This window comes from Actinomadura luzonensis (assembly GCF_022664455.2).
In the GTDB taxonomy this organism is placed as follows: Bacteria; Actinomycetota; Actinomycetes; order Streptosporangiales; family Streptosporangiaceae; genus Nonomuraea; species Nonomuraea luzonensis.
Window position 1 is genome coordinate 2041183 of the sequence record NZ_JAKRKC020000002.1, and the last position, 26338, is coordinate 2067520.

The window sequence follows — 26338 nt, forward strand, 5'->3', positions numbered from 1 at the left end:
GGACCCTAGGAAGCGGCGGTTTCCGGGCTGTTGCCGGGGGATGTCGGGTCTGTTTCGCGGTGCGGTGAACCGCCACATGACGGATTAAGTGCACTTGTGAACAGTCGGCAAACGCGTATTAACGCCCGGGATCCACCCGCGAAATCTGCCGGGGTCACCTTTCTCGCAGAACCGGTCGGCAGGAAGGAACCGCCGTGCGCATCTCCCGCCCGATTGTCTCAGCCGCCCTCCTGTTAGCCCTCGCGGCCTGCGGGTCCGACGCCCAGCCGGCCGCCGGGCAGCACGAGATCAAGGTCGGCCTCCTCCACTCCCTCAGCGGGACCATGGCGATCAGCGAGGTCACCGTCCGCGACGCCGAGCTGCTGGCCATCGACGAGATCAACAAGGCCGGCGGCGTGCTCGGCAAGAAGCTCGTTCCCGTGGTCGAGGACGGCGCCTCCGACTGGCCCACCTTCGCCGAGAAGGCCACCAAGCTCATCAGGCAGGACAAGGTCGCCACCGTCTTCGGCGGCTGGACCTCCGCCAGCCGCAAGGCCATGCTGCCGGTCTTCGAGCGCTACAAGGCGCTGCTGTGGTACCCGGTGCAGTACGAGGGCCTGGAGAGCTCGCCGTACATCTTCTACACCGGCGCCACCACCAACCAGCAGATCATCCCCGGCCTGGACTACCTGAAGGAGCAGGGCAAGAAGAAGCTCTTCCTGGTCGGCAGCGACTACGTCTTCCCGCGCACCGCCAACAAGATCATCAAAGCGTACGCCGCCGCCAACGGCATGCAGATCCTCGGCGAGGAGTACACCCCGCTCGGCCACACCGAGTACTCCACCCTCGTCAACAAGGTCGTCCAGGCCAAGCCGGACGCCGTCTTCAACACCCTGAACGGCGACAGCAACGTCGCCTTCTTCAAGCAGCTCAAGAGCGCCGGCGTCAGCGCCGAGGCGATGCCCGTGCTGTCGGTCAGCGTCGCCGAGGAGGAGGTCACCGGCATCGGCGTGGACAACATCGCCGGCCACCCGGTCGCCTGGAACTACTACCAGACCACCGACACCCCCGCCAACGAGGCGTTCGTCAAGGCGTACAAGGCCAGGTACGGCGCCGACAAGGTCACCTCCGACCCCATGGAGGCCGGCTACAACGCCGTCTACCTGTGGGCCGAGGCCGTCAAGAAGGCCGGCACCACCGAGGTCGAGGCCGTGAAGAAGGCCGCGCCCGGCATCTCGCTCGACCGCCCCGAGGGCAAGGTCACCATCGACGGCGAGAACCAGCACATGTACAAGACCGCCCGCATCGGCATCATCCAGCCCGACGGCCTGATCAAGCAGGTGTGGGACTCCGGCGAGCCGATCAAGCCGGACCCGTACCTCAAGGGCTACGCCTGGGCGGCCGGGCTGGCGGCCTCCTGATGACGGCCTTCGTCAACCAGCTGCCCATCGGGCTGTCCATCGGGGCGGTGCTGCTGCTCATCGCGCTCGGGCTGACGTTCACGTTCGGCCAGATGGGCGTGATCAACATGGCGCACGGGGAGTTCATCATGGCGGGCGCGTACACCGCGTTCCTCATCGGCGACCTCGTGCTCGCGCTGCCGGCGGCGTTCCTGGTCGCCGGGGTCATGGGGCTGATCCTCGAACGGGCCGCGATCCGGCACTTCTACGGCCGCCCGCTGGACACGCTGCTGCTCACCTGGGGCGTCAGCCTGGTGCTCCAGCAGCTCGCCCGTGACCTGTTCGGCGCCCCGAACGTGCAGGTGCCCGCGCCGTCCTGGCTGGCCGGCGGCGTGGGCATCCTGCCCTACAACCGGCTGTTCATCATGGCGCTCGCCGTGGCCGGCGTGGTCGCGGTCTGGGTCTACCTCAACCGGACCGCGCTCGGCCGGCGCACCCAGGCCGTGGTGCAGAACCGGCGGCTCGCCGCCACCAGCGGGATCGACGCCGGGCGGGTGGACATGCTGACCTTCTTCATCGGCTCCGGCCTCGCCGGGGTCGCCGGGGTGGCGCTCACGCTCATCGGGCCGGTCGGGCCGGCGCTCGGCACGTACTACATCGTGGACGCCTTCCTCGTCGTGGTCGCGGGCGGCCTCGGGCAGCTCCGCGGGGCGGTGCTGGCGGCCGTCGGGCTCGGGCTGCTCAACTCCTACGCCGAGTTCTGGTCGGACGCCTCACTGGCCAAGGTGATCGTGTTCGCCGTGATCATCGCGTTCCTCCAGGTCCGGCCGCAGGGCATGTTCGTGATGAGGTCGAGGGTGCTGACGTGATCAGACGGAATCTGCCGTTCGCCGCCGTCGCGGTGGCCGCGCTGGTCGTCGCGCCGCTGCTGCTGGAGCCGTTCCGGCTGGGGCTGCTGGCCAAGTACCTCTGCTACGCGATCGTCGCGCTCGGCATCGGCCTGGCCTGGGGCAAGGGCGGGATGCTCACGCTCGGGCAGGGCGTGTTCTTCGGGCTCGGCGGCTACGCGATGGCGATGTACCTCAAGCTGACCGAGGCCGGTCCCGGCGGGCTGCCGGACTTCATGGTGTGGAGCGGCGTCGAGGACCTGCCCGCGTTGTGGACGCCGTTCGCGAACCCCGTCTTCGCGCTCGCGACGGCCGTGCTCGGGCCGATGGCGCTCGCGGCGCTGCTCGGCACGCTGGTGTTCCGGCAGCGGGTGCGGGGGGCGTACTTTGCGATCCTCACCCAGGCGCTGGCCGCCGCCCTGGTCATCCTGCTGGTCGGCCAGCAGGGGCTGACCGGCGGCACCAACGGCATGACGAACTTCTTCGAGCTGTTCGGCCAGGACCTCGCCGACGACTCCACCCAGCGCGGCCTCTACCTGGTGACGGCGGGCGTGCTCGGCGTGCTCTACCTGGCCACCCGGCAGCTCGTGGCCGGCCGCTTCGGCCGGCTGCTGGTCGCCGTGCGCGACGGCGAGGACCGGGTGCGCTTCCTGGGCTACGACCCGGCGCTGGTCAAGACCGTCACCTTCGTGCTGTCGGCGGGCATGGCGGGGCTCGCCGGAGCGCTGTTCGTGCCGGTCGTCGGCATCATCTCGCCCGCGCTGCTCGGCGTCGTGCCGTCGCTGGAGCTGGTGGTCGCGGTGGCGGTCGGCGGGCGGCACGCGCTCGCCGGGGCGGTGCTCGGCGCGGTCGTCATGGGGTACGCCAAGACCGCGTTCAGCGAGCAGTTCGCCGACGGCTGGCTCTACCTCCAGGGCGCCCTGTTCATCCTGGTCATGACGCTGGCCCCGAAGGGGATCGCCGGCCTCCTCGGGAGGGTGCGACATGCTCGAACTACGTGACGTGCGGGTGGAGTTCGACGGCTACCGGGCGCTCGACGGCGTGGACCTCACCGTCCCCGAAGGCGAGCTGCGCTTCCTCATCGGGCCGAACGGCGCGGGCAAGACCACGCTCATCGACGTCATCACCGGCCTGACCAGGCCGGTGGCGGGGAGTGTGCGCTTCGCCGGGTACGACCTGGTGGGCCGCAAGGAGCACCACATCGTCCGGCTCGGCGTGGGCCGCACGTTCCAGACCTCGGTGGTGTTCGAGGAGCTGACCGTGCTGGAGAACCTGGACCTGGCCGCCTCCTTCCGCCGGCCGCTGTGGTCGCTGGCCCGCCGCACCCGCGGCACCACGCAGGCCGTCGCCGAGGCGCTGGAGCGGACCGGCCTCGAAGAGCTCGCCGAACGTTCAGCCGGCGTTCTCTCGCACGGCCAGCGTCAGTGGCTGGAGATCGGGATGCTGCTGGCGCAGCGGCCCCGGCTGCTGCTGCTGGACGAGCCGGTGGCCGGCATGTCCGGCGAGGAACGCGCGCGCACCGGCCGGCTGCTCACCGAGATCGCCGAGGACCACACGGTGATCGTGGTCGAGCACGACATGGAGTTCCTGCGGCGGCACGCCTCCACCGTGACCGTGCTGCACGAGGGCAAGGTGCTCGTGGAGGGGTCGGTGGACCAGGTCAGCGCCGACCCGCGGGTGCAGGAGGTCTATCTGGGGAGGAGACCGAGCGATGCTGCTGTCGGTGAACGATCTTGAGTCCGGGTACGGGCGGGCGCGGGTCCTGTTCGGAGTGTCGCTGGAGGTGGGCCCCGGTCAGCTCGTCTGCGTGATGGGCCGCAACGGCGTCGGCAAGACCACCCTGCTCAACACCGTCATGGGCGTGCTGCCGGCGACGGCCGGCCGGGTCTCGTTCGACGGCCGTGACGTCACCGGGCTCAAGCCGCACGAGCGGGTGCGGCTCGGCATGGGCTACGTGCCGCAGGGCCACGCGTGCTTCCCGCAACTGTCCGTGCAGGGCAACCTGCTGGTCACCGCCGAGGCCGCCAAGCAGCCGAAGGCGGCCGTCGACGAGGCCCTCGACCTGTTCCCGGCGCTCAGGCCCATGCTCAAGCGGAGCGCCGGGCACCTGTCCGGCGGCCAGCAGCAGCAGCTCGCCATGGCCCGCGCCCTGGTCACCCGGCCCCGGATGCTCATCCTGGACGAGCCCACCGAGGGCATCCAGCCGTCGATCATCCTGGAGATCGAGGCCGCCATCGAGCGGCTGCACGCCGCCGGGCTGGCGGTGCTGCTGGTCGAGCAGTACCTGGACATCGCGCTGCGGCTGGCCGACCGGTTCCTCATCCTCGACGCCGGGCACGTCGTACGGACGGGGGACGCCGAGGAGCTGCAGGGTGAGGAGGTGCGCCGGCTGCTGGCGGTCTGATCAGCCGGAGAAGGAGACGATGCCGGGCAGGTAGCGGGTGTTGCCGTTCTCGTCGCCGCTGTGCTGCCGGCCGGTCATCACCTCGCCGGTGCCTCCCCACCAGGCGTGGTTGCTCTCCCGCATCCAGCTCGACCAGCCCTGCTGGGTGATCTGCACGGCCTTGCCCTGCCAGAAGACCAGAGCACGGTAGTAGATCGTGTCGCCGTTCTCGTCGCCGATATGCCAGATGCCGGAGATGGCGCTGTTGGCGGGGGCGACGTAGTTCGAGCTGCTCTCCTTGGTCTTGGTGCCCCAGATGTCCAGCTTCAGCACCGTCGCCTGGACGCCGTCGATCCAGATCTGGCCGCAGCGGAACGTGGTGTCGCCGTTCTCGTCACCGCGGTGCTCGCGGCCGATCAGCACCTCGTTGGTCGCGCAGTGGAACCTGCTGTCCGCCTGCTTCAGCGTCACGGGCTGCGAGGGGCGGATCTCGATCGAGGCGGCCGCCGCGGGGGCGGTGGGGAGCAGGGCGAGCGCGGCCGCCGTCGCCAGCGCCGCCATGATGCTTTTCTTGATCATGGGATCAGCTTGCGCGGCGGCTCTTGTCGCTCACTGGAGAATGAGTGGGATCAGCCTCCCAGCAGCGCCAGCAGGCTGCGGGCGTTCGCCGCGCCCTGGCCGTCGCCGGTCTGCTCGAAGACCTCCAGCGCCGCCCTGGCCAGCTCGCCCGCGCGGCCCGGCGCGCCCTCCGCCCGGCCCACCCTGGCCAGGGCCAGCAAGGCGTGCGCGTCGAGCAGCCGGTCGCCGAGGCGCACCGCGATGCCCCTGGCCCGCTCGGCGGCCGCCCTGGCCTCGGCCTTGGCGCCCTGCGCCAGGCGCACCGCCGACAGGTCGAGGAGCGTGTCGGCCTGCCGGTGCCGGTCGCCCAGCTCGGTCAGGCGCTCCACGGCGTCCAGCAGGCGGGCGGCGGCCTCCTCCAGCCGGCCCGCCCGGCGCAGCACCGCGCCGAGCACCCGCTCGGCGTCGGCGGCGTCGCGCTGGTTGCCGGCCGCCTCCAGGCAGGCCAGCAGCGCCCGCTCGGCCTCCTCCAGCCGGCCGCGCTCCAGATGCACCCGGCCGAGGCGGCGCCTGGTGTGGTTGACCTCCCGGGTGCGGCCCTGCCGCAGGAACATGCCGAGCGCCAGCCGCAGCCGCTCGTGGGCGAGGTCCCACTCGCGCTCGGCCAGGCGCAGGTCGCCCTGGTCGAGCAGGATCAGCGCCTCGCCCCGGTCGTCGCCGGCCCGCCGGGCGGACTCCAGCGCCCGCCCGCTCACCGCCCGCCAGTCGTCGAGGTAGCGGTGGCGCTCCAGGAAGGGCGACAGCAGGTGCGCCAGCCGCCAGCACGGCTCGTCGAGCCCCGCCTCGTGCAGGTCGGCCACCAGGCTCACCAGGAAGGGCCGCTCGGCCTCCAGCCACTCCACCGACTCCCTGATGTCCCTGGTGGCGACCGTCGTCGCCGGGTCGCCGGACACCAGCGAGAAGCGTGAGGCCTGCACCCGGGCCAGCGCCAGCGCCGACACCTTCGCCAGCACGCCGGGCAGCGGCTGCTCGCGGGCGAACAGCCGGGTCAGGTCGTGCAGCCGGTAGCGGACCTGGCCCGCCACGTCCACGCCGTGCGTCTCCAGCAGCCCCGCGTCGACCAGCGCCTCGGCCCCGCCGCCGAGCTGGTCGGTGAGCCAGTCGGCGAAGTCGGGGGCCGACAGCGCGCCGAGGCCGCGCAGCGTCAGCTTGGCCGGCTCGGGCAGGCCATCGTAGCCGATGGCGAACACGCTGCGCACCGTCTGGTCGCCCGCGTGCAGCCCGTCGAGCCGCTTGTGCTCGTCCTCCAGCAGCCCCACCAGGTAGTCGGCGGTCCAGCTCGGCCGGGCGGCCAGGCGGGAGCCGGCGATGCGCAGCGCGATCGGCAGGCCGCCGCAGAAGCGGGCCAGCCGGCGCAGCGCGTCGTCGGCGGGCCGGCCCGAGCTGGTGGTCAGCAGCTCCAGCGACTCCTCCGCGCCCAGCACGCCCACCGACAGCCGGGTCGCGCCGGTCAGGCCGCCCAGCGACGAGCGGCTGGTCACGACCGTCGGGCAGGACGTCAGCAGCGGGCGCACCTGGGCCTCGTCGGCGGCGTTGTCCAGCAGCACCAGCAGGCCCCGGTTGGCCGTGTAGGTGCGGAACAGCCGGCCGCGCTGCTCCAGCCCCGCCGGGATGGCCTGCGCCGGGCAGCCGAGCCAGCGCAGGAAGTCCTCCAGCACGGCGGCGGGGGCCGTGGTCTCGCGCAGGTCGGCGTACAGGATGCCGTCGGGGAACGACGCGCGCGCCCGCCAGGCCGCGTGCACCGCCAGCGCCGACTTGCCCGCCCCCGCCTGGCCGTGCACCACGACCTGGCCGCCGATCACCCGGTCGAGCAGGTCGGCGCGGCCGGTGAAGGCCTGGATGTCGGGCGGCAGCAGCACCGGCGGGCCCGCCGACACGTGCAGCGACACGTCGTCGTGCAACATGCGGTGGTAGAGGAGCTGCAGCTCCGGGTCCGGCTCGATGGCGTGGCCGCCGTCGAGCTGGTCGCGCAGCACCGCGTACGCGGCCAGCGCCTCCACCCGCCGCCCGCTGCGGTAGAGCGCCAGCATGTACTGGCCGCGGAACCGCTGCCAGAGCGGATGCTGCTTGGTGAGCCGCTTCAGCTCGGCCAGCAGCTCGCGGTGCCGGCCCGCCTCCAGATCGGCCTGCACCCGGCGCTCCAGCGCGAGCAGCCGCAGCTCCTCCAGCTCCTCGCGCAGTCGCCGGGTCTCCACCCAGCGCTCGCCGTCGGGGTCCACGTCCTCCAGGACGGGGCCGCGCCACAGCGCCAGCGCCTCCTCGTACGCGCCCCGGTCCACCAGCAGGCGGAAGCGGTCCACGTCCACCTGCTCGTCGCCGATCGCCAGCACGTACGCGCCCGACACGGTGGTGATCACGTCCTTGCCGAGGAGCTGGCGGAGCTGGCCCACGTACCCGCGGACCAGGGAGTCGGAGCGGTCGCCGCCCTCGCGCGGCCACAGCAGCCGGCGCAGCCGTTCCACGGTCAGCGGGCGGCCCGCGTTCAGCAGGAACATCGCCAGCAGGTCGCGGTGCTTGGGGGTGGTCGGCGTGCGCACGTGGTCGCCGTCGCGCACGTCGAGCGGCCCCATGATGCGAAATTCCACTCGGCCTTCCTTCGGAGGGGGGATCTCGATCAGAATGGCACACTTGATGGCTCCGCTCACTCCCTCTGACCCCCACAGGTTGGGGCGCTACTGGCTCGCCGGCCGTCTGGGCGCCGGCGGCCAGGGCGTGGTGTACGAGGCGTACGGCGAGGAAGGCGAGCGGGTCGCCGTCAAGGTGCCGAGGTTCGACGGGCCCGAGGCGCGGGCCAGGCTCGCCAGGGAGGCCGCCGCCGCGCGGCGGGTCGCCTCGTTCTGCACGGCCAGGGTGATCGAGGCGCAGGTGGACGCGGCGCCGTTGTTCATCGTCAGCGAGTACGTGCCCGGCCCCAGCCTGCGGCAGGTCGTCGCGGGGGCGGGGCCGTACGACGCGGGCGCGCTGCGCCGGCTGGCGATCGGCGTGGCGACCGCGCTGACCGCCATCCACCAGGCCGGCGTCGTGCACCGCGACCTCAAGCCGGACAACATCATCCTCAGCCCCGACGGACCCCGAGTGATCGACTTCGGGGTGGCGCGGGAGGCCGGCCCCACCACTACCGGGCCCGCCCTGGGCACGCCCGCGTACATGGCGCCCGAGGTGCTGACCGGGCACGCCGCCACCCCGGCGGCCGACGTGTGGGCGTGGGCGATGGTCGTGCTGTTCGCGGCGCGGGGGCGCGACGCGATCGAGGCGGGCGAGCCGATGGCGGTCGCCGGGAGGGTGCTGGGGTTCGCGCCGGGCCCCGGCGAGCTGCGCGACGAGCTGCCGGACGGGCTCGCGCCGCTCGTCGCCGCCGCCCTCGCCGCCGACCCGGCCGCCCGGCCCGCCGCCCGCGACCTCCTGCTCCGCCTCCTCGGCGACGCCCCCTCCGGCGATCCGCTCGCCCAGGGCGGCGCCCTGGCCGGATCGCTCAGCGGCGACGGCGCGCCCGCCCTGGGCACGGTCGCCGAGGAGCTGTACGCCGAGCTGAGCGAGCCGGAGCGGGCGAGCGCGCCCGAGGTCTTCCTGCGCATGCTGGACGGCGACACCCTGCGCCCGGTGCGGCGCGACGAGCTGCCGGAGAGCGCGGACGTGGCCGGCCTGCTGGCGGTGTTCACCGCGGCGGGCCTGCTGACGCGGCGCGGGGACGGCTACGAGCTGGCCGCCCCCGGCCTGGTCCAGGCGTGGCCCCGGCTGCGCGACTGGGCGGCGGCCAACCGCGACGGCCTGCCCGTCCACCGTCGCCTGGCCGAGGCCGCCGCCGAGTGGGACCGCCACGGCAGGAGACCCGCCGACCTGCCGCAGGGCGCCGTCCTGGACCGCACGCTGCAGTGGGCCGCCGCCGAGCGCAAGGACCTCACGCTGGCGCGGCGCGAGCGCGACTTCCTCGACGCCGCCGCCCGCCAGGCCCGCCGGCGTGGCAGGAGGCGCAACCTGGTCGCCGCCGCGCTGGCCGTGCTGCTGGTGGCCGCGCTGGGCGGGCTCGGCGCCGCCGAGTACCTGCGCAGGGAGACCGGCCGCCAGCGCGACGACGCCCTGGCCAGGGAGCTGGCGTTGCGCGCGGACGGTCTGCGGGAGCTGGAGCCGGTCCTCGCGCGGCTGCTGTCCGTGGCCGCCTGGCGGCTCGACCCGGCGCTGCCGGAGACGCGGGGCGCGCTGGCCGACGCGGCCTCCCAGGCCATGATCGACGCGTTCACCGCCCCCTACGTGAACTCCCAGAGCGTGCAGGCGCTCAGCCAGGACGGCCGCACGCTGGCGTCCGCCGACGCCGGGACCGCCCGCGTCTGGGACGTCGCCACCAGGCGCCCGCTCCACGAGCTGTCCGGCCTGCCCGCCGACGTGGAGCGCCTGGCCGTGACCGGCGACGGCCGCCTGCTGGCCACGCTGGACCCCGAGGGGGTGCGCCTGTGGGACACCGCCACCGGCCGCCCCGCCGGCGGCCGGTTCGCCCGTGAGGCGTACGCGGGAGTGCTCGGCCGCCTGGACTTCGACCCGGCCGGCCGGCTGCTGACCGTGCCCGAGGGCGCGGCGAGCCAGCGCTGGTACGACCTCGCCACCCGCCGGCGGCTCGACGCCCCCTCCGGCGCGGGCCTCGACGCCATCAGCGCCGACGGCCGCTACGGGTTCGTCTCGGAGGGCTCCGGCGAGCAGGCCGAGCTGTGGGACCTGACCCGCCGCCGGCGGCTGCCGGCCCCGTGGCTGCCGGGCCGGGGCGTCAGCGTCCAGGCCGCGTTCAGCGCCGACGGCACCACGCTGGCCGTCGTCGAGGACGTGCCCCGCCACGACAAGCCCAAGATCCACGTCTACGACCTGGCCACCGGCGACACGATCCTCAACGACGAGGGCGGCCCCGGCCAGACGGTCGCCTTCACCCCCGGGGACCGCTTCGTCGCCCTGCACGCCGTCAACACCCTGCTCACCCTCTGGGGGCGCGGCAGCAGGAGGATCGAGTGGCGGCGCGAGCTGCTCCACACCGTCGACCAGGTCCGGTTCGACCCCGACGGGCGGACCGTGCGGGTCCTCGGCGAGGGGATCGTCAAGACCATCGACGTCTCCGTGCTGTCCGACCGGCCGCTCGCCGGCGGCGACGCCCGCGTCCTGCCCGACCCGTCGGCCCGGGTGGTCGCCGTCAAACGCCCCGGCACGCTGGAGCTCCTGGACGCCGCGACGGGTCGCCGCCTGGCCGCCCCGCTCACCTGGCCGGGCGAGGACGAGGTGATGGCCTTCAGCCCGGACGGCACCCGCCTGGCCGCCGCCGCCGGGAAGTCGGTGCGCGTCGTGGACGCCCGCTCGGGCCAGGTCCTGTCCTCGTTCGGGCTCGTCACCAAGGGGGCGACGGAGGTCTACGCGGCGGCCTTCGGGCCCGGCGGCCACACCCTGGCGCTGTCCGTCATGGACGACGACAGCCAGGACCGGCTCGAACTGCGCGACCTCGACCACGCGACCTCCACCGCCACCTCCCTCCCGGCCACCGGCCTGCTCGGTTTCCGTCCCGACGGGCGCCTGCTGGTGGGCGAGACGGCCCCCCACCTGGTCGACCCGGCGCGTCTCACCACCCTGCCCGGCGACCCGGAGTCGCTGCGCCTCGACGGGTCGTCCGCCTTCAGCCCGGACGGCCGCCAGGTGGTGTTCACCGGGCCGGACCGGCTCTCCCTGTGGACCGGCGACCTGACCCGCCGCCTGGCCACGTTCGCGCTGGTGCCGTACCTCGACGCCCGCCTCGTCGCCTGGTCGCCGGACGGGCGCGTGATCGCCACGTACGAGGGCGGCGAACGGGTCCGCCTGTGGGACGCCGCCACACGGCGGCCGATGGGCGTGGTGTTCGACGGCCAGGGCGACCCGACCGCGTCCGGCACCCCCTGGCTGGGCTTCTCCGCCGACGGCCGCACCCTCCACAGCCTCGCCGAGGACGGGACGCTGCGCACCCACGACCTGTCCGAGCCGCGCATGGCCGCCACCGCCTGCGAACGCGCCGGCCGCACCCTCACCCCCGGCGAATGGGCCCGCCACCTCCCCGGCGTCACCCCCTTCGACGTGTGCCCCTGATGAAGACCCCTGGCCCTCCACCTGGCCGGGCGGCCCCGCCTCACCAGGCCGCGAGCTGAAACCAGACGGCCTTGCCCGTGGGCGTGGCCGTCCATCCCCAGTCGCGGCTCAGCAGCCCGACGATGCCGAGCCCCCGCCCGCCGTCGTCCCACACGCTCCCGGCCCCGGGAACGGGCGGCTCCGGGCAACGGTCGTGCACCTCCACGGTCAGCAGCCGCTCCTCCCTGATCACGACGATCCGGGCGGGAGCGTGCGGCAGAGCGTTGGTGGCCACCTCGGAGACCAGCAGCTCGGCCGTCTCACCGGTCGTGCTATCGGCGCCCCAGTCGTCGGCCAGGTCGCGGACGAATCTCCGGACGGAGCCGACGCAGCGGGGATCGGGCGGCATCCACCGCTCGCCCAGCACGTCCGAAGCCGCAAGACGAGCCCTGGCGAGCGCCTGACGTTGAACTGCGGGCGAGGGAGGGCACATGACCGACTTCTACGCGCCTCAGGCGATCTGGGGACGGGAGCTCCGGCACTACCGCAAGACCGCCGGCCTCACCCAGGGGCAACTCTCGGAACGCATCCACTTCAGCGAAGGGCTCATCAGCGGGGTCGAGACGGGCCAGCTCCCGGCCAGCCCCGAGTTCGCCGAGTCCTGCGACAAGCTCCTAGAGACGGGCGGCGCGCTGCGACGGCTGCTCGACTGGCGGAAGGGGCAAGTGTTCCCGTCCTGGTTCGGCCGATGGCACGAGAAGGAGCAGGTGGCCGTGGGGTTGCGGACGTATCAGCCACTGTTGATCCCGGGCCTGTTGCAGACCGAGCGGTACGCCCGCGCGTTGCTGCGCGGCGACGAGGCGGCAGTCGAAGGCCGCATGAAGCGGCAGGCGATCCTCAGCCGTGAAGAGCCTCCTCCGCCCATGGCCCGATACGTCATCGACGAGGCCGTTCTGTACCGAGCCGTCGGCGCGCCCGACCTGATGCGAGAGCAGCTGGCCCGGCTGCTGGAAGCCGTGGGCGAGCGGTTGAGCCTCCAGGTCGTGCCGCACGAGCTTCACTCCGGCCTGATGGGCGGGTTCGTCGTGGCGACGCTGGAGGATGGCACGGACGTTCTCTACGTCGAAACAGCCGTACGCGGCATCACCACAAGCGATCCAGAAGACGTGGTGCTGGGTATAGAGCGATTTGATGCCATCCGCACCGAGGCTCTGCCCCAGGGCATGTCTCTTGACCTGATCAAGAAAGCGGTGGAGGAAAGATGGACCTGACGAAGGCGCAGTGGCGCAAATCCAGCTTCTCCGGCGACAACGGCGGTGAGTGCGTCGAAGTCGCCGAGCTGCCCGATGCCGTCGCCGTCCGCGACTCCAAGGACCCCGGCGGCCCCAAGCTGTTGTTCACCCCCGCCGAATGGGACGCCTTCCTGGCCGGGGTCAAGGCCGCGGAGTTCGATCGCCGTCCGCCCAGGCCATAGCGGTCTGCACGATCTCCTCCAGGCGGCCGCTGTGGGCGCCGCGCCAGTACACCTGGCCGCAGTCGCGGCACCGGCCGTAGGCGTCGTAGTGGCGTCTCGTGCCCGACTCAAGGAGCGGCGCGACCTCCTGCTTCTCGACCGGGTCCAGCTCGCCGTTGCAGGCCGTGCAGCGGGTCCACGGGCGGAGCGGCGGGGAGAAGCGGTCGAGAAGGTCGCGGAGCTGGTCGGCGGGGTCGGAGCCGCGGACGTACGCGCCGAGCCAGAGCGCGCGGCGGCGCAGCAGACCGCGGTCCTGGGTGAGCAGGACGCGGCGCTCGGCGTTGGCCTGCACCACGAGCGCCGGGTCGTCCATGTCGTTGTGGTAGGCGGTGTCGATGCCGAGCAGGCGCAGGCGGCGGGCCAAGGTGCCGAGGTGCACGTCCAGCAGGAAGCGCGGCCCGGCGGGGAGCCGCTGGGGGCGGGGGACGGGCGGGACCTCCGCCACCTCGCCGGGCGCGAGCTGGTGGGAGGCGGGCACCGGGCGGCCGTCCACGGTGAGCGGGCCCACCTCGGTCAGCGGGATGCCGGCCGACTCGACGTGGTGGCCGAGGGTGGAGGTGCCGTCGGGCGTCACCTCGTGCCACTCCCGCCGGCGGCTCACGGGCAGGAACATCCTCAGCTCTGGGGCGATGCGCAGGCGAGCGGTGGTCACAGGCTCCATTCTGGGCCAGCGGATAGCGTGAGTTCATGTCCATTACCCGCCGAACGCTGCTCGGGCTGCCCCTGGCGGCGGCGGCGTGCTCGGGCGGCGGGACGCCGGCGGCGGAGCTGCGGCTGGTGACGGGGCAGGCGGGCGGCGCGTACGGGCAGCTCGGCGACCGGCTGGCGGCGGAGCTGCGGCGCGACGGCCTCCGGGTGAAGGTGCTGCCCACCGCGGCGAGCGTGCAGAACCTGACGATGATGGCCGAGGGGCGGGCCGACGTCGGGTTCGCGCTGGCCGACACCGCCGACGACGCGATCAGGGTGCGGCGGCAGGCGGTGTCCGCGCTCGGCCGGGTCTACATGAACTACGTGCACCTGGTGGTGCCGGCCGGGTCGGCGATCACCGGGGTCGGCGGGCTGGCCGGGCGGCGGGTGTCGATCGGGGCGCAGGGGTCGGGGACGGCGGTGACCGCCACCCGCGTGTTGTCCGTGGCCCGGCTGGAGCGCCCACCGGAGCTGCGGCGGCTGGAGCTGGACGCGTCGGTCGCGGCGCTGCGGGCGGGCGAGGTGGAGGCGTTCTTCTGGTCCGGCGGGGTGCCGACGCCCGCGCTGGAGGCACTCGGCGGGGAGATCCGGCTGGTGCCGCTGGACGCGATGGTGACGGTGCTGCGGCGCGAGTTCGGCCCGGTGTACGAGCACGGCACCGTGCCCGCGGGCGCGTACGGCGCCGCCCGGCCCGTGGCGACCATCGGCACGCCCAGCTACCTGATGTGCCGCACGTCGCTGCCGGCCGACGTGGCGTACACGATCCTCGACACCGTGTTCCGGGCCCGCGACCGGCTGCAGGCGCCGTCCGCGCCGGGCGGGCGGCTGGACCCCCGCTACGCCATCGGCACCGGCGTGGTGCCGCTGCACCCGGGCGCGGTCCGCTACTACCGCTCCGTCTACGGCTGACCCGCGGGGCTGTCCCAGCCGGAGACGAACCAGCTCACCTCGCCGGTGTCCGGGTCGTAGGCTCGCCGCCTGAGCGTGCCGAGGTTGCCCCCGTAGACGTGCAGGCCGACGGTGGGCCCGTCCCCGGCGGCCTCGACGGCGTGGACGTCGTCGTCGGTCGTGCAGCACACGGTCACCTGCCCGCGCCGCCACACCTGCTCGCCGGCCGGCGTCAGGGGCCGGCCCGGCTCGACCGGCTTGACGTAGCGCGTCTCCCGTTCGGCGCCCGCGTACACCCCGGCGACGCCCCACGTCTCGTGGCCGTGCACCGGGGTGCGCCGGCCGGCGTCCCACACCACCGACACCAGGCACCAGGATTCGTCGGGCGCGATGTGGAGGGGATAGTTGACGTGCCGGCCGGCGACGGGCCGGGTGACCTCCGGAGGCAGCCGGTGGCCGCCGGCCAGCAGCCCGGCCAGCAGGTCCGCGACCCGGGCGGTCAGCTCATGCTCGTCGTGGACCTCCCGCACCAGCGCGTCGACGTCGCGGATGAAGGTCTCCACGGCCGTCACCGGCCCTTGGCGGTGAAGGTCAGGTGGGTGACGCCGCTGGGCGTGGAGACCGCCTCGATGTCGTACGCCTCCTCCAGCGACTCCAGCCCGTCCCAGAGCCGCACGCCGCGCCCGAGCAGGATCGGCACCTGGACCACGTGCATGTGGTCGACCAGGCCCTCGGCGACGAAGTCGCGGATGATGGTGGGCCCGCCGCCGAGCCGCACGTCCAGGCCGCCGGCCGCGTCGCGGGCCTGCTTGAGCGCGTCGGCGGGGGAGGCGTCGAGGAAGTGGAAGGTGGTGCCGCCCCGCATCTCGATCGAGGGGCGCGGCCGGTGGGTGAGGACGAAGACCGGCGAGTGGAACGGCGGGTTGGGGCCCCACGCGCCCCGGTAGCCGGGGTCGTCCTGCCAGCCGGGCGGCCCGAACTTGCCGGCGCCCATGATCTCGGCGCCGATGCCCTGGCCGTGCATGGTGGCGAACGCGTCGTCGGCGCCGGTGCCGCCGCCCTCGCCGCCGCCCATGGCGTACCAGTAGTGGGTGGCGAACATCCATTCGTGCAGCCGCTCGCCGGCGTGCCCGAACGGGCGGCCGGGGGCCTGGCCCTCGCCGGTGCCGAAGCCGTCCAGCGAGATCGCGAAGTTGTGCACGCGCAGCCTGCTCATGATCGGTGTCCTCCCGCTGAACTGTGTCCCTGAGATACTGTGTACGATAGAGACGGTTATCCGGGAAGACAAGAGGGAGAACGGCGATGCCGGTCAACGGGAGCCAGAAGGCGATGGCCGACCTGCTGTGGGGCCTGCGCAAACCGTCCAGCAGAGGCCCCAGGCCCGCCTTCGACGTCGACCGGATCGCCCGCGCCGCCGTCGCGGTCGCCGACGCCGACGGGCTGGAGGCGGTCTCCATGCAGCGCGTGGCCGCCGAGCTCGGCTTCACCAAGATGGCCTTGTACCGCTACGTCAACGACAAGGCCGAGCTGGTCGCCGTCATGATCGAGGCCGCGGTCGGCGCGCCCCCCGACCTGAGCGGCGTGACCGGCTGGCGGGCCGAGCTGGAGGAGTACGCCCGGCAGCTCTCCGCCGTCTGGCGGCGGCACCCCTGGCTGCCGTCGGTCACCACCGGCGACCGGGTGATGGGCCCGCGCGAGACCGCCTGGCCGGAGAGCGCCCTCGGCGCCCTGGCCGGCACGCCGCTGACCGAGCGCGAACGCCTGGACGTGATCACGCTGGTGTCCAACCACGTCCGCGCCACCCACGCGGCCGCCACCCCCGGCACCCAGACCTGGACGGACGGCGCCGCCGCGCCGATCATGCGCGACCTGCTCCTGCGCAACGCCGACCGGTTCCCGCTGCTCGCCGGCAACCACGCCACGACCCCGGCCGGCACCGTCGGGGACTTCGGCCTGCGCGTCATCCTCGACGGCCTCGAACAGGCCATCGCCCGGCGCGCTACGGAAGACGCAGCTCGACCGTGAGGCCGTGCGGGTCGGCCGGCCGCAGCGCGAGGCCGGCGCCGCAGGCGCGGGCCAGCTCGGCGGCGATGGCCAGGCCGAGGCCGCTGCCCGGCACGTTCGCGTGCGTGCCCGACCGCCAGAAGCGGCCCAGCGCCTCGGCCCGCTCCTCCTCGCTCAGCCCCGGCCCGTCGTCGGTGACCCGCAGCACGCCGTCCGCCAGCGTGACCGTCACCGTGCCGCCCGGCGGGACGAACTTCTGGGCGTTGTCCAGGGCGATGTCGGCGATCCTGGCCGCCGCCTCCGGCACCTCGCCGTCCCCGGGGGCGACCAGGCGCAGGCCCTTGGCGGCGTACACCTCGCGCCACACCGCCAGCCGCGGCCCCAGCGCCACCGGACGGGACTCCAGCCCGGCCCCCGCCTCCACCTTGGCCAGCGCCAGCAGGTCCTCCACCAGCAGCGCCAGCCGGTCCAGCTCGGCCAGCGCCTCCTCGTACTCGGGGCCGCCCTCGGCGCGCAGGTGCGGCTCCAGGTTCTCCAGCCGTAGCCCGAGCACGGTCAGCGGGGTGCGCAGCTCGTGCGAGGCGTCCGCGACGAAGGCCCGCTGCCGCTCCATCGCGCCCGCCACGGCGTCGGCCATCGCGTTGAAGCGCTCCTCCAGCCGCCGCAGCTCCGACGGCCCCGCCCCCGGATGCGCCCGCGCGTCCAGGCGGCCGCCCGCGATCGCCCGGGTGGTGCGGTCCAGCTCGGTGACCGGGCGCAGGATCCAGCGGGCCAGCCGCCGGGCCAGCACCGCGCCGAGCCCGAGCGCGGCCAGCGCGCCGAGCGCCAGCGCGCCCCACACCAGCGACACGTCCAGCCGGGCCCGGTCGGTCGGGGCCTGGAGCAGCACCACGCCCGAGAGCTGCGCGTCGCGGCCGGCCGGCTCGGCCAGCAGCACCCGGGACGGGCCGAACGGCGTCAGCGCCGGCAGCTCCTCGGTGGTGCGGCCGGACAACGCCAGGCGGGTGGCGTCGCGGTCGTCGCCCGCGAAGGAGCCCGCCGCCACCCGCACCGAGCCGTCCCGGTCGCGGACCCGGACCGCCGCCCCGTACAGGTCGGCGTACCGGCGCACCTCCTCGACCAGGCCCGCGTAGTCGCCCTCGCGCGCCGCCTGGTCGGCCAGCTCCGCGAAGCGGGTGGCGTCGGCGCGGCGGTCGAGGAGCAGCCGGTTGGTGCGGTGCGAGGAGTACGCCCAGCCGAGCGGCACGGCCAGCGCCGTGATCAGGGTCGCGATCAGCGCCGTGAACGTGACCACCAGGCGCGCGTTCACGCCGCCGAGCCCAGCCGGTAGCCCGTGCCCCGCAGGGTCTCCACCAGCCCGGGCCGGCCGGTCTTGGCGCGCAGCCCGGCCACGTGCACGTCCAGCGACCGCGACGCCGACAGCAGCGGGTCGCCCCAGACCTCGTCCAGGATCTCCTCGCGGCTGCGCACCACGCCCGGCTCCCTGGCCAGCACCGCCAGCACGTCGAACTCGCGCCGGGTCAGCACCACCGGCTCCCCGGCCACCGTGACCTGCCGGGTCTCCAGGTCGATGCGCACGTCGCCGACCCGCACCACGTCGTCGCGGCGCGGCCGGGGACGGGTGCCGCGCCGCACCACCGCCTCCATGCGGGCTATCAGCTCGGCCGTCCGGAACGGCTTGACGAGGTAGTCGTCGGCCCCCGACCGCAGGCCGCGCAGCACCTCGCGCTCCTCGGTGCGGGCGGTCACCACGATCAGCGGCACCGCCGACACCCGGCGCAGGCGGCGCAGCACGTCGAGGCCGTCCATGTCGGGCAGGCCCAGGTCGAGCAGGACGAAGTCGGCGCCCCCCGCCAAACGGAGGGCGTCGACGGCGAGCCCCGCCCGGGTGACCTGGTGGCCGTGCCGGGCGAGGGCGGTGGTCAGCGCGGCGGCGAGCCGATCGTCGTCCTCGACCAGCAGAACTCGCATGCTGCCAGGTTAGACGCGTTCCGGCACGGCCTCCGCCGCCTGCCGCTCGGCCCGGGACAGGGCGGCGTCCCTGGTCTCGCGCATGAACAGGTACACGAGGAGCGAGACCGCGGCGCAGCCGGAGACGTACCAGAAGAAGCCGGACTCGACGCCCGCGTCCTTGAACCACAGCGCCACGTACTCGGCGGTGCCGCCGAACAGCGCGTTCGCGATCGCGTACGGCAGCGCCACGCCGAGCGCCCGCACCCCCGTGGGGAACAGTTCGGCCTTCACCACCGCGTTGATCGAGGTGTAGCCGGTCACGATGACCAGCCCGGTCAGCGACAGGACCAGCGCGCCCCCGAACCCGCTCGCCCCGCCGAGCGCCGTCATCAGCGGCACCGTCCCGAGCATCGACCCGATCCCGAACGTGATCAGCAGCGGCCGCCGCCCGATCCGGTCCGACAGCGCCCCGGCGAGCGGCTGCAGGCACATGAAGACGAACAGCGCGCAGAAGCTCACCAGCGTGGCCGTCTCCTTCGGCAGGCCCGCGGTGTTCGACAGGTACTTGGTGAGGTACGTCGTGTACGTGTAGTACGCCACCGTGCCGCCCATGGTCAGGGCGATCACCAGCAGCGCCTCCTTCTTGTGCGCCAGCAGGCCGCGGATCGTGCCCCGGCCCTCGGTCCCGTCGGCGCGCTCCTCCTCGTCGTACGCCTCGGTCTCCAGCAGGCTGCGGCGCAGGTAGAACACGACGGCGGCGGCCACCGCGCCGACCACGAACGGGATGCGCCAGCCGTAGGAGCTCAGCGCCTCCTTGGTCATCGTGTTCTGCAGGATGATCTGCAGGCCGAGGCCGACGAGCTGGCCGGCGGTCATCGACACGTACTGGAAGCTGGAGGCCAGGCCGCGGCGGCCGCGCGGGGTCGCCTCGGTGAGGTACGTGGCGCTGGCCGCGTACTCGCCGCCCACCGACAGGCCCTGGAGCAGGCGGGCCACGACCAGCACCAGCGCGCCGAAGTAGCCGACCGACTCGTACGTGGGCGCGATCGCGATCAGCAGCGCGCTGGCCGACATCAGCGTCACGGTGAGCGTCAGCGCCGCCTTGCGGCCCTTGCGGTCGGCGTAGCGGCCGAGCAGCCAGCCGCCGAGCGGGCGCATGAAGAAGCCGACGGCGAAGATGGCGGCGGTGTTGAGCAGCTTGGCCGTGTCGTCGCCGTCAGGGAAGAACGCCGCGGCGAAGTAGACGGCGAAGCTGCTGTAGACGAACCAGTCGTACCACTCGACCAGGTTGCCGACGGAGCCGCCGGCCACCGCCTTCCACGGCACGCGGGCCCTGCTGACGTCGGGGCTCACTGGGGTACCTCCTGGGGCCGGGGGAGTGCTTGCAGGTCAGAGCCTCACCCCAGAAGGATGTTCGGACAAGGGAGGCGGCCCGAGATCTAACGTCCGCTTAACATCGCCGCCTTACGGAGGAAATATCACCGCAACGGGGGGTTGGCGTTCTTCGCCCGTTCCAGGGCGAGGTCGGCCCACCACTGGCCTGCCTCCGGCGCGACGACGCCCCGCTCAGGGTCCTTCTCGCCGGTCGTGCCGCGCCGGCACCGGCCGTCGGAGCTGCCCGGACGGGCGATCCACAGATAGGCGTCCACCAGCTCGTCGCCGGTCTCGGTCGTCGGACGGTCGCCGACGCCCCTGCCGGGCGGGTTGCACCAGGTCTGCGGGTCGGCGTAGTGCCGGGCCGGGGACCAGGAGCCCTGGCCGTTGCGCGCGGTGTCGAGGACGAAGTGCGGCAGCTCGGCCGGTTTCACCGTGGCGTCGGGCGGGCAGGCGGCACGGCCGGCCCGGCGGAGGGCGACGCACGCCGAGAGCTGCTTCCCGGACGCGACCGCCTTCTCCGTGCGCTGATAGGCGGCGGTGTTGAGGAAGAAGCCGTCGGCCTCGTCCACGCCCGCCTTCAGCAGCCGCTCGGCCATGAGGTCGGTCGGAGGGTAGAGGCCCTGGCCGCCGTCGAGGTAGACGGCGGTGCGCGGGTTCGCCTTCAGGCTCCGGGCGGCCGCGCGGACGTCCTGGTAGCGCCGCTCGGCGGAGCCCTGGGGGTCGCAGTCCTTCGTGCCCGGCAGCTTGACCAGGCTGCCGGGCTCCAGGACGACCACGGCCGGCGCCTCGCCGATCTGGCCCGCGATGCCCTTGATCCAGCTCTGGTACGTCTCCAGCTCGGCGACGGACGCGGAACGGCAGTCGCTGCCCGGCATGCGGTTGATCAGGAAGACGGGGACGGCGCTCCCGCGCGCGGCGTTCTCCACGGCCGCGGCCACCTTGTCGCGGACCTCCGGGGCGCCGAGCCGGATGGCGTGCGGGACCTTGGCCAGCTTGTCCATGAGGGCGGCGTCCTCCGGGCGGTCGGCGCGCCACAGCTCGGCCTGCTTGGCGGCGCCGGGCTCGTCGGGGGAGTAGAAGGCGACCGGGCCGCCGGCGCGCAGCGGGTTGCCCGGCGCGGACGCCTGCCCGGACGAGCGGGTGGCCGCCCGGGTCGCCCCGGCCGTCGTGCCGCCCGTCGCCCCGCCCGTCGCCCCGGCCGTCGCCCCGGCCGTCGTGCCGGCCGTCTGGCGCGGGGCCGGGGAGGCGTCGGGGGAGCCCGCGCCCTGCCACACCAGCGCCGCCGACACCCCGGCCGCCGCCACCACGACGGCCGCCGCCCCGGCCAGGACCCTTTTCCGCCGCCGGCTCCCGTCCCCACCGTCGCCCGCCGCGACGGCGGGCGACGCGCCCGGACGGCCGGGCCCGGAGCCCGCCGCCCCCGGCTCGGTCCCTCCTGCCTGCCCGCCACCGGGCGCCCCCGCCTGGCGGCCACTCGCCGCCCCCGCTTGCTCGCCACCCGCCGCTCCCGTCGGCATGGCAGGAGTGGAGGGCATAGAGGAGGAGGCGGCGGGCGTGGAGGGAGTGGCTGGTGTGGACGGGGTGAGGCCCCGCGTGCCCACGTCGGCCCGCTCGGGCTGGGTGGACGGGGTGGCGGGCGTGGGGGCGGCCGGCGGGGGGACGCCCGGTGGCAGGGCCGACGGGTTGGCGGCGCTCAGCCGGTCCAGCAGCTCCTGCGCCGTCGGCCGGTGCGCCGGGTTCTTGGTGAGCGCCGCCTCCACCAGCTCGCGCAGCGGCCCCGGCAGCCCGCGCAGGTCCGGCGGCCCGTTGACGATCCGCAGCAGGACCGTCGGCACCGACCCCGTCCCGAACGGCGACCCGCCCCCCGCCGCGAACGCCACCGTGCACCCCCACGAGAAGATGTCCGACGGCGGCCCCACCCGCGACCCCGACACCTGCTCCGGCGACATGTACGCCGGCGTCCCCACGATCGCGCTGCTCATCTCCGTCCCGGCGAAGCGCGCGATGCCGAAGTCGATGACCTTGGGCCCCACCTGCGAGAGCAGCACGTTGGACGGCTTGAGGTCGCGGTGCACCACGCCCGCCCCGTGGATGGCCCGTAACGCCACCGCCACCGCCGCGGCCAGCCCGTCCAGCGCGGACCCGCGCAGCGGCCCGGACGCCCGCACGGCCTCCCCGAGGCTCGGCCCCTCGACGTACTCGGTGACCAGGTAGGCCGTCTCGCCCTCCACGTCCGCGTCCAGGACGGGCGCGGTGCAGAAGCGGGCGACCCGCCGCGCGGCCGCCACCTCACGGGCGAAGCGGCGGCGGAAGCCGGGGTCGGCGCTCATCCTGGCGTGGATCAGCTTGACCGCCACCCGGGTGCCGTCCGGCCCCTGGCCCAGGTAGACGGTCCCCATGCCGCCCTCGCCCAGCCGGCCCAGCAGCGCGTACGGCCCGGCCTGGCGCGGATCCCCGTCGCGCAACGCCTCCAAGGTCATAAACCGTCAGGTTAACCTCCCTGTCAGGACCACGGGAGGGGGTCACAGCTCCAGACGCCAGGTGTGCCACTCGTCCAGCAGCCGGAACCCCATCGCCTCGTTGATGGCCAGCATGTGGGCGTTGGAGGTGGCGTTCCAGGTGATGACGCGTTCGAGATGCGGCTCGCGCTCGCGCAGCCACAGCAGGTTGGCGAGCTTGACGAGCAGCCCCAGGCGGTGGCCCCGGTGCTCGCGCAGCACCGCCGTGTCCGCCTGGCCGCCCCAGCCGTCGGCGCGGTCGGCGCGCAGGAAGATCCGCGTGTAGGCGGCGGGCGCGCCGTCGGCGTCGCGGCGCGCGATCGTGGTGTAGCAGGTCTGGCCGCCCGCGGCGACGCTCAGCTCGCGCTCGCGGACCCGCTCGGGCGTGTACGCGCTGGCCTCCACGGCGGCGTCGCGCGGGGCGTCGTTCATGCCGTCGAGCAGCGTGACCAGGTCGTCCAGCCACTCCGGGCCGGCCGGCCCCACCCACTGCTCCAGCGAGTAACCCGGCACCCGCGGCACCATGGCCTCCAGCGCCGCCCAGTCGGCCGTGCGCAGGTCGAGCGTGCGGCGGGCCTCGCTGACCGAGGTCGTCATGCCGTGCGCCCGCGCGAACCGCGCGCCGACGCCCGTGCTGGGCGTCTCGGTGAACAGCAGCCGCCTGCCGTGCGCCCGGGCCCGCCCCACGGCGTGCGCGAACAGCTCGCCGCCCAGCCCGCGCCCGCGCCGCTCCGGCCGCACCACCAGCGGGTACAGCACCGCCGCCTGGGTGTTGTCGAGGAGCGGCAGGCCCAGCCCGTAGCCGCCCGCCACCTTGCCGTCCTGCCCGCCGCTCTGCCCGCCGCCCTGGCCGTGCCCCTGCCCGCCGCCTTCCGTCACCGCCCACAGCTCCACCCGCTGGTCCGGCCGCTCGACGCCGAAGCTCTGCCGGAAGCGGGGCAGCGCCATGAGGGGGCCCGGATCGTGGGCGTTGGCCGCCACGTACGCGTCGTGCAGGTCCGCGACCAGGCTCTCGTCCTGGCCGAGGGGGATGGGCTGGATGCTCATCCGACCAGCAAAGCGCACCCGCGACGGCCCCGGCCACCGCATTTCCCCGCCCTACTGGCGGTAGTTCTCCACCTGCCCGGCCGGGCGCACCGCGGCCCCGTCCGGGTCCTCGCCCGCGCCGCGCCGGGCCCGGCGCTGCCGCAGCAGGTCCCAGCACTGGTCGAGAGCCGTCTCCAGCTCCTTGACCCGGTTGTGCTCCTCGTCCGTCGTCACCTCGCCGGCCGTCAGCTTCTCGCGCAGCCGGTGCTCCTCGTCGACCAGGGAACTGATCCTGGTCAGAATCTCGTCGTCACGCATGCGAAGACTCTAATCCGAACGTGATAGAACACGCCCTATGTCTGGTATCGCGCTGGTAAGGAAGCCCGGCCCCCGCATCGCCGAGGGCATCGTCACCCACCTCCAGCGCGAGCCCGTGGACCCCGTCAAAGCCCTCGACCAGCATGACGCCTACGTCGCCGCGCTGGAGGCGGCCGGCCGCCGGGTCGTGTACGCCGACCCCGCCGACGACCTGCCCGACGCGCCGTTCGTCGAGGACACGGTCGTGGTGTCGGGACGGGTGGCGGTGCTGACCCGGCCGGGCGCGGCCGAGCGGCGGCCCGAGGTGGAGTCCGTGGCGCGGGCCGTACGCGACCTCGGGCTGAAGACCGTGATGATCGCCCGGCCCGGCACGCTCGACGGCGGCGACGTGCTCCAGTCCGGCCCCGTCGTGTACGCCGGCCGCTCCGCCCGCACCAACGACGAGGGCATCGGCCAGCTCACCGCCCTGCTGCCGGAGCGGCGCGTCGTGCCGGTGAACGTGCGCGGCGTCCTGCACCTGAAGTCCGCCGTGACGGCCCTGCCCGACGGCACGCTCATCGGCGACCCCCGCCACGTGGACCTGCCCGGCCTGCTGGTGCCGCCGGAGGAGCCGGGCGCCCACGTCGTGCCGCTGGACGGCTCCCGCGTGCTGCTGGCCGCCTCCGCGCCGCGCACCGCCGCGCTCCTGGAGAGCCGCGGCCTCGACGTGACGACGGTCGACATCTCGGAGTTCGAGAAGCTCGAAGGCTGCGTGACCTGCCTCAGCGTGCTCGTCGACGACTGATCTTCTCGCTATGTGAGAAGCGGGACTGCGCATCGCGGGACGTCTGGTAGCGTTCATGTCATGCTGCGCGGGCTCCTTCTTAGCTGCCGCGGCGGGGGCCTGTAAGGCCGGCTCCCTCGCCGCGGAGCCAGTCATGCGCGTCGGCCGCTTTCTTCCGAACCGTCCGACGAGGAGCGAACCGACATGACCGCCCAGCAGCCCAGCCAGATGCCGATCCATCGCTACCAGCCGTTCGAACCCGTCCGGCTGACCGACCGCACCTGGCCCGACAAGGTCATCACCAAGGCGCCCCGCTGGTGCGCGGTGGACCTGCGCGACGGCAACCAGGCCCTGATCGACCCGATGGACTCCCACCGCAAGCTCCAGATGTTCGAGCTGCTGGTACGCCTGGGCTACAAGGAGATCGAGGTGGGCTTCCCGGCCGCCTCGCAGACCGACTTCGACTTCATCCGGAAGATCATCGAAGAGGGCCGCATCCCGGACGACGTCGTCATCCAGGTCCTGACCCAGGCCAGGCCCGAGCTGATCGAGCGCACCTTCGAGTCGCTGGAGGGCGCCAAGCAGGCCATCGTCCACCTCTACAACTCCACCTCCACCCTGCAGCGCCGGGTCGTCTTCGGCCAGGACAAGGACGGCATCACCGCCATCGCCGTCGAGGGCGCCAAGCTGGTGAAGAAGCTGGCCGACGCCAGCGACGTGGACGTCTACTTCGAGTACTCGCCGGAGTCGTTCACCGGCACCGAGCTGGAGTACGCCGTCGAGGTGTGCGACGCCGTCAACGAGGTGTGGCAGCCCACCCCCGACCGCAAGGTCATCATCAACCTGCCCGCCACCGTCGAGATGGCCACCCCCAACGTCTACGCCGACCAGATCGAGTGGATGAGCCGCCACCTCAAGCACCGCGACTCGATCGTGCTGTCGCTGCACCCGCACAACGACCGCGGCACCGCCGTCGCCGCCGCCGAGCTGGGCTACCTGGCCGGCGCCGACCGCATCGAGGGCTGCCTGTTCGGCAACGGCGAGCGCACCGGCAACGTCTGCCTGGTCACCCTCGGCATGAACCTGTTCTCCCAGGGCGTCGACCCCGAGATCGACTTCAGTGACATCGACGAGATCCGCCGCGTCACCGAATACTGCAACCAGCTGCCCGTGCACCCGCGCCACCCGTGGGGCGGCGAGCTGGTCTACACCGCCTTCTCCGGGTCCCACCAGGACGCCATCAAGAAGGGCTTCGAGCACCTGGAGCGCGACGCCGCGGCCGCCGGGGTGCCGGTGGACGACTTCGCGTGGGCGGTGCCGTACCTGCCGATCGACCCCAAGGACATCGGGCGCTCGTACGAGGCCGTGATCCGGGTCAACAGCCAGTCCGGCAAGGGCGGCGTGGCCTACATCATGAAGGCCGACCACCAGCTCGACCTGCCGCGCCGGCTGCAGATCGAGTTCTCCAAGGTCGTCCAGGCCCGCACCGACACCGAGGGCGGCGAGGTCAGCCCCGCGGAGATGTTCGAGATCTTCCGCGACGAGTACCTCCCCAACCCCGCCAACCGGTGGGGCCGCCTGAGCCTCATGGCCCACCGCCACGAGTCCACCGTCGACGACAAGGACCGCATCAGCGCCGACGTCCGCCTCGACGGCGAGATCCGCGAGATCAGCGGCACCGGCAACGGCCCCATCTCGGCCTTCATCGACGCGATCGCCGGCGTCGGCATCCAGGTGCGCGTCCTCGACTACGTCGAGCACGCCATGAGCGCCGGCAGCGACGCCAAGGCGGCCTCCTACCTGGAGTGCGAGGTGGACGGCCAGGTGCTGTGGGGCGTCGGCGTCGACGCCAACACCACCACCGCCTCCCTCAAGGCCATCATCTCCGCCGTCAACCGCGCCGCCCACTGACCTCTCCGCATCCGGGACCCCGCGCTTTCTGCGCGGGGTCCCTGTGCGTGCGGCCGGCCGCCGGCCC

Annotated in this window: 24 protein-coding genes; 12 read left to right on the forward strand and 12 right to left on the reverse strand. The window is 73.8% G+C overall.

Going from position 1 to position 26338, the window contains the following annotated elements:
• Nucleotides 1-194: 194 nt before the first annotated feature.
• From urtA to urtE, 5 genes are read left to right on the forward strand one after another with little or no spacing between them, the layout of a single operon-like run.
• A complete protein-coding gene (urtA, locus tag MF672_RS39980) occupies nt 195-1400 on the forward strand; it encodes an urea ABC transporter substrate-binding protein (protein WP_242377680.1) in 1206 nt (401 codons plus the stop codon).
• A complete protein-coding gene (urtB, locus tag MF672_RS39985) occupies nt 1400-2248 on the forward strand; it encodes an urea ABC transporter permease subunit UrtB (protein WP_242377679.1) in 849 nt (282 codons plus the stop codon). The genes urtA and urtB overlap by 1 nt, the downstream gene beginning before the upstream one ends.
• Nucleotides 2245-3267 (forward strand): urea ABC transporter permease subunit UrtC, encoded by a 1023-nt coding sequence (urtC, locus tag MF672_RS39990; RefSeq protein ID WP_242377678.1) that lies wholly within the window; start codon nt 2245-2247, stop codon nt 3265-3267. Before urtB ends, urtC begins: the two co-directional genes overlap by 4 nt.
• Complete coding sequence (urtD, locus tag MF672_RS39995; protein WP_242377677.1) at nt 3251-4003, forward strand: urea ABC transporter ATP-binding protein UrtD; 753 nt, start codon at nt 3251-3253, stop codon at nt 4001-4003. The genes urtC and urtD overlap by 17 nt, the downstream gene beginning before the upstream one ends.
• The gene (urtE, locus tag MF672_RS40000) at nt 3978-4670 is read left to right on the forward strand and encodes an urea ABC transporter ATP-binding subunit UrtE (RefSeq protein WP_242377675.1); all 693 of its coding nucleotides are present in this window, start codon (nt 3978-3980) and stop codon (nt 4668-4670) included. Before urtD ends, urtE begins: the two co-directional genes overlap by 26 nt.
• Here the strand turns inward: urtE and MF672_RS40005 are convergent, their stop codons facing one another.
• Complete coding sequence (locus MF672_RS40005; RefSeq protein WP_242377673.1) at nt 4671-5228, reverse strand: hypothetical protein; 558 nt, start codon at nt 5226-5228, stop codon at nt 4671-4673.
• 50 nt (nt 5229-5278) lie between these two features.
• A complete protein-coding gene (locus MF672_RS40010; protein ID WP_242377670.1) occupies nt 5279-7852 on the reverse strand; it encodes an AfsR/SARP family transcriptional regulator in 2574 nt (857 codons plus the stop codon).
• Nucleotides 7853-7931: 79 nt separating this feature from the next.
• On the opposite strand from MF672_RS40010, the gene MF672_RS40015 reads away from it, so the two are divergent.
• Nucleotides 7932-11354, forward strand: coding sequence for a WD40 repeat domain-containing serine/threonine protein kinase (locus MF672_RS40015; RefSeq protein ID WP_247815664.1), 3423 nt, complete (start codon nt 7932-7934; stop codon nt 11352-11354).
• A 40-nt stretch (nt 11355-11394) separates the two neighbouring features.
• Here the strand turns inward: MF672_RS40015 and MF672_RS40020 are convergent, their stop codons facing one another.
• Nucleotides 11395-11742 (reverse strand): ATP-binding protein, encoded by a 348-nt coding sequence (locus MF672_RS40020; RefSeq protein ID WP_247815665.1) that lies wholly within the window; start codon nt 11740-11742, stop codon nt 11395-11397.
• An 82-nt stretch (nt 11743-11824) separates the two neighbouring features.
• On the opposite strand from MF672_RS40020, the gene MF672_RS40025 reads away from it, so the two are divergent.
• Entirely contained in the window at nt 11825-12604 is a 780-nt protein-coding gene (locus MF672_RS40025) for a helix-turn-helix domain-containing protein (RefSeq protein ID WP_242382770.1), read from the forward strand.
• Nucleotides 12595-12807, forward strand: coding sequence for a DUF397 domain-containing protein (locus MF672_RS40030; RefSeq protein ID WP_242382772.1), 213 nt, complete (start codon nt 12595-12597; stop codon nt 12805-12807). The genes MF672_RS40025 and MF672_RS40030 overlap by 10 nt, the downstream gene beginning before the upstream one ends.
• Here MF672_RS40030 and MF672_RS40035 read toward each other — a convergent pair.
• Complete coding sequence (locus MF672_RS40035; RefSeq protein ID WP_242382774.1) at nt 12767-13507, reverse strand: Mut7-C RNAse domain-containing protein; 741 nt, start codon at nt 13505-13507, stop codon at nt 12767-12769. The two genes, MF672_RS40030 and MF672_RS40035, sit on opposite strands and share 41 nt — an antisense overlap.
• Nucleotides 13508-13533: 26 nt before the next feature.
• On the opposite strand from MF672_RS40035, the gene MF672_RS40040 reads away from it, so the two are divergent.
• Nucleotides 13534-14442, forward strand: a complete 909-nt coding sequence (locus MF672_RS40040; protein WP_242382775.1) for a TAXI family TRAP transporter solute-binding subunit — start codon at nt 13534-13536, stop codon at nt 14440-14442.
• Here MF672_RS40040 and MF672_RS40045 read toward each other — a convergent pair.
• The gene (locus MF672_RS40045) at nt 14433-14984 is read right to left on the reverse strand and encodes a cysteine dioxygenase family protein (RefSeq protein WP_242382776.1); all 552 of its coding nucleotides are present in this window, start codon (nt 14982-14984) and stop codon (nt 14433-14435) included. The two genes, MF672_RS40040 and MF672_RS40045, sit on opposite strands and share 10 nt — an antisense overlap.
• Nucleotides 14985-14989: 5 nt before the next feature.
• Complete coding sequence (locus tag MF672_RS40050; protein WP_242382777.1) at nt 14990-15637, reverse strand: dihydrofolate reductase family protein; 648 nt, start codon at nt 15635-15637, stop codon at nt 14990-14992.
• A gap of 86 nt (nt 15638-15723) precedes the next feature.
• Here MF672_RS40050 and MF672_RS40055 point away from each other — a divergent pair, with 86 nt between their 5' ends.
• Nucleotides 15724-16446, forward strand: a complete 723-nt coding sequence (locus MF672_RS40055) for a TetR/AcrR family transcriptional regulator (protein WP_242382779.1) — start codon at nt 15724-15726, stop codon at nt 16444-16446.
• On the opposite strand, the gene MF672_RS51620 is transcribed toward MF672_RS40055, so the two are convergent.
• From MF672_RS51620 to MF672_RS40090, 6 genes are all read right to left on the reverse strand, one after another.
• Complete coding sequence (locus tag MF672_RS51620) at nt 16421-17734, reverse strand: sensor histidine kinase (RefSeq protein WP_302893359.1); 1314 nt, start codon at nt 17732-17734, stop codon at nt 16421-16423. The genes MF672_RS40055 and MF672_RS51620 overlap by 26 nt on opposite strands.
• The gene (locus tag MF672_RS40070) at nt 17731-18396 is read right to left on the reverse strand and encodes a response regulator transcription factor (protein ID WP_242382781.1); all 666 of its coding nucleotides are present in this window, start codon (nt 18394-18396) and stop codon (nt 17731-17733) included. Before MF672_RS40070 ends, MF672_RS51620 begins: the two co-directional genes overlap by 4 nt.
• Nucleotides 18397-18405: 9 nt before the next feature.
• Complete coding sequence (locus MF672_RS40075; RefSeq protein WP_242382782.1) at nt 18406-19731, reverse strand: MFS transporter; 1326 nt, start codon at nt 19729-19731, stop codon at nt 18406-18408.
• 125 nt (nt 19732-19856) lie between these two features.
• Nucleotides 19857-22235, reverse strand: coding sequence for a glycoside hydrolase family 6 protein (locus MF672_RS40080; protein ID WP_247815666.1), 2379 nt, complete (start codon nt 22233-22235; stop codon nt 19857-19859).
• Nucleotides 22236-22277: 42 nt separating this feature from the next.
• Nucleotides 22278-23300 carry a GNAT family N-acetyltransferase gene (locus MF672_RS40085; protein ID WP_242374842.1) on the reverse strand — a complete coding sequence of 341 codons (1023 nt, stop codon included), beginning with the start codon at nt 23298-23300 and terminating at the stop codon, nt 22278-22280.
• Between the two features lie 51 nt (nt 23301-23351).
• On the reverse strand, nt 23352-23597 hold the full coding sequence (locus tag MF672_RS40090) for a DUF2630 family protein (RefSeq protein WP_242374843.1): 246 nt from the start codon (nt 23595-23597) through the stop codon (nt 23352-23354).
• A 37-nt stretch (nt 23598-23634) separates the two neighbouring features.
• Between MF672_RS40090 and ddaH the strand changes: the two genes are divergently transcribed.
• On the forward strand, nt 23635-24381 hold the full coding sequence (gene ddaH / locus MF672_RS40095; protein WP_242374844.1) for a dimethylargininase: 747 nt from the start codon (nt 23635-23637) through the stop codon (nt 24379-24381).
• Nucleotides 24382-24564: 183 nt separating this feature from the next.
• Nucleotides 24565-26271 (forward strand): 2-isopropylmalate synthase, encoded by a 1707-nt coding sequence (gene leuA / locus MF672_RS40100; RefSeq protein ID WP_242374845.1) that lies wholly within the window; start codon nt 24565-24567, stop codon nt 26269-26271.
• Nucleotides 26272-26338 lie beyond the last annotated feature (67 nt).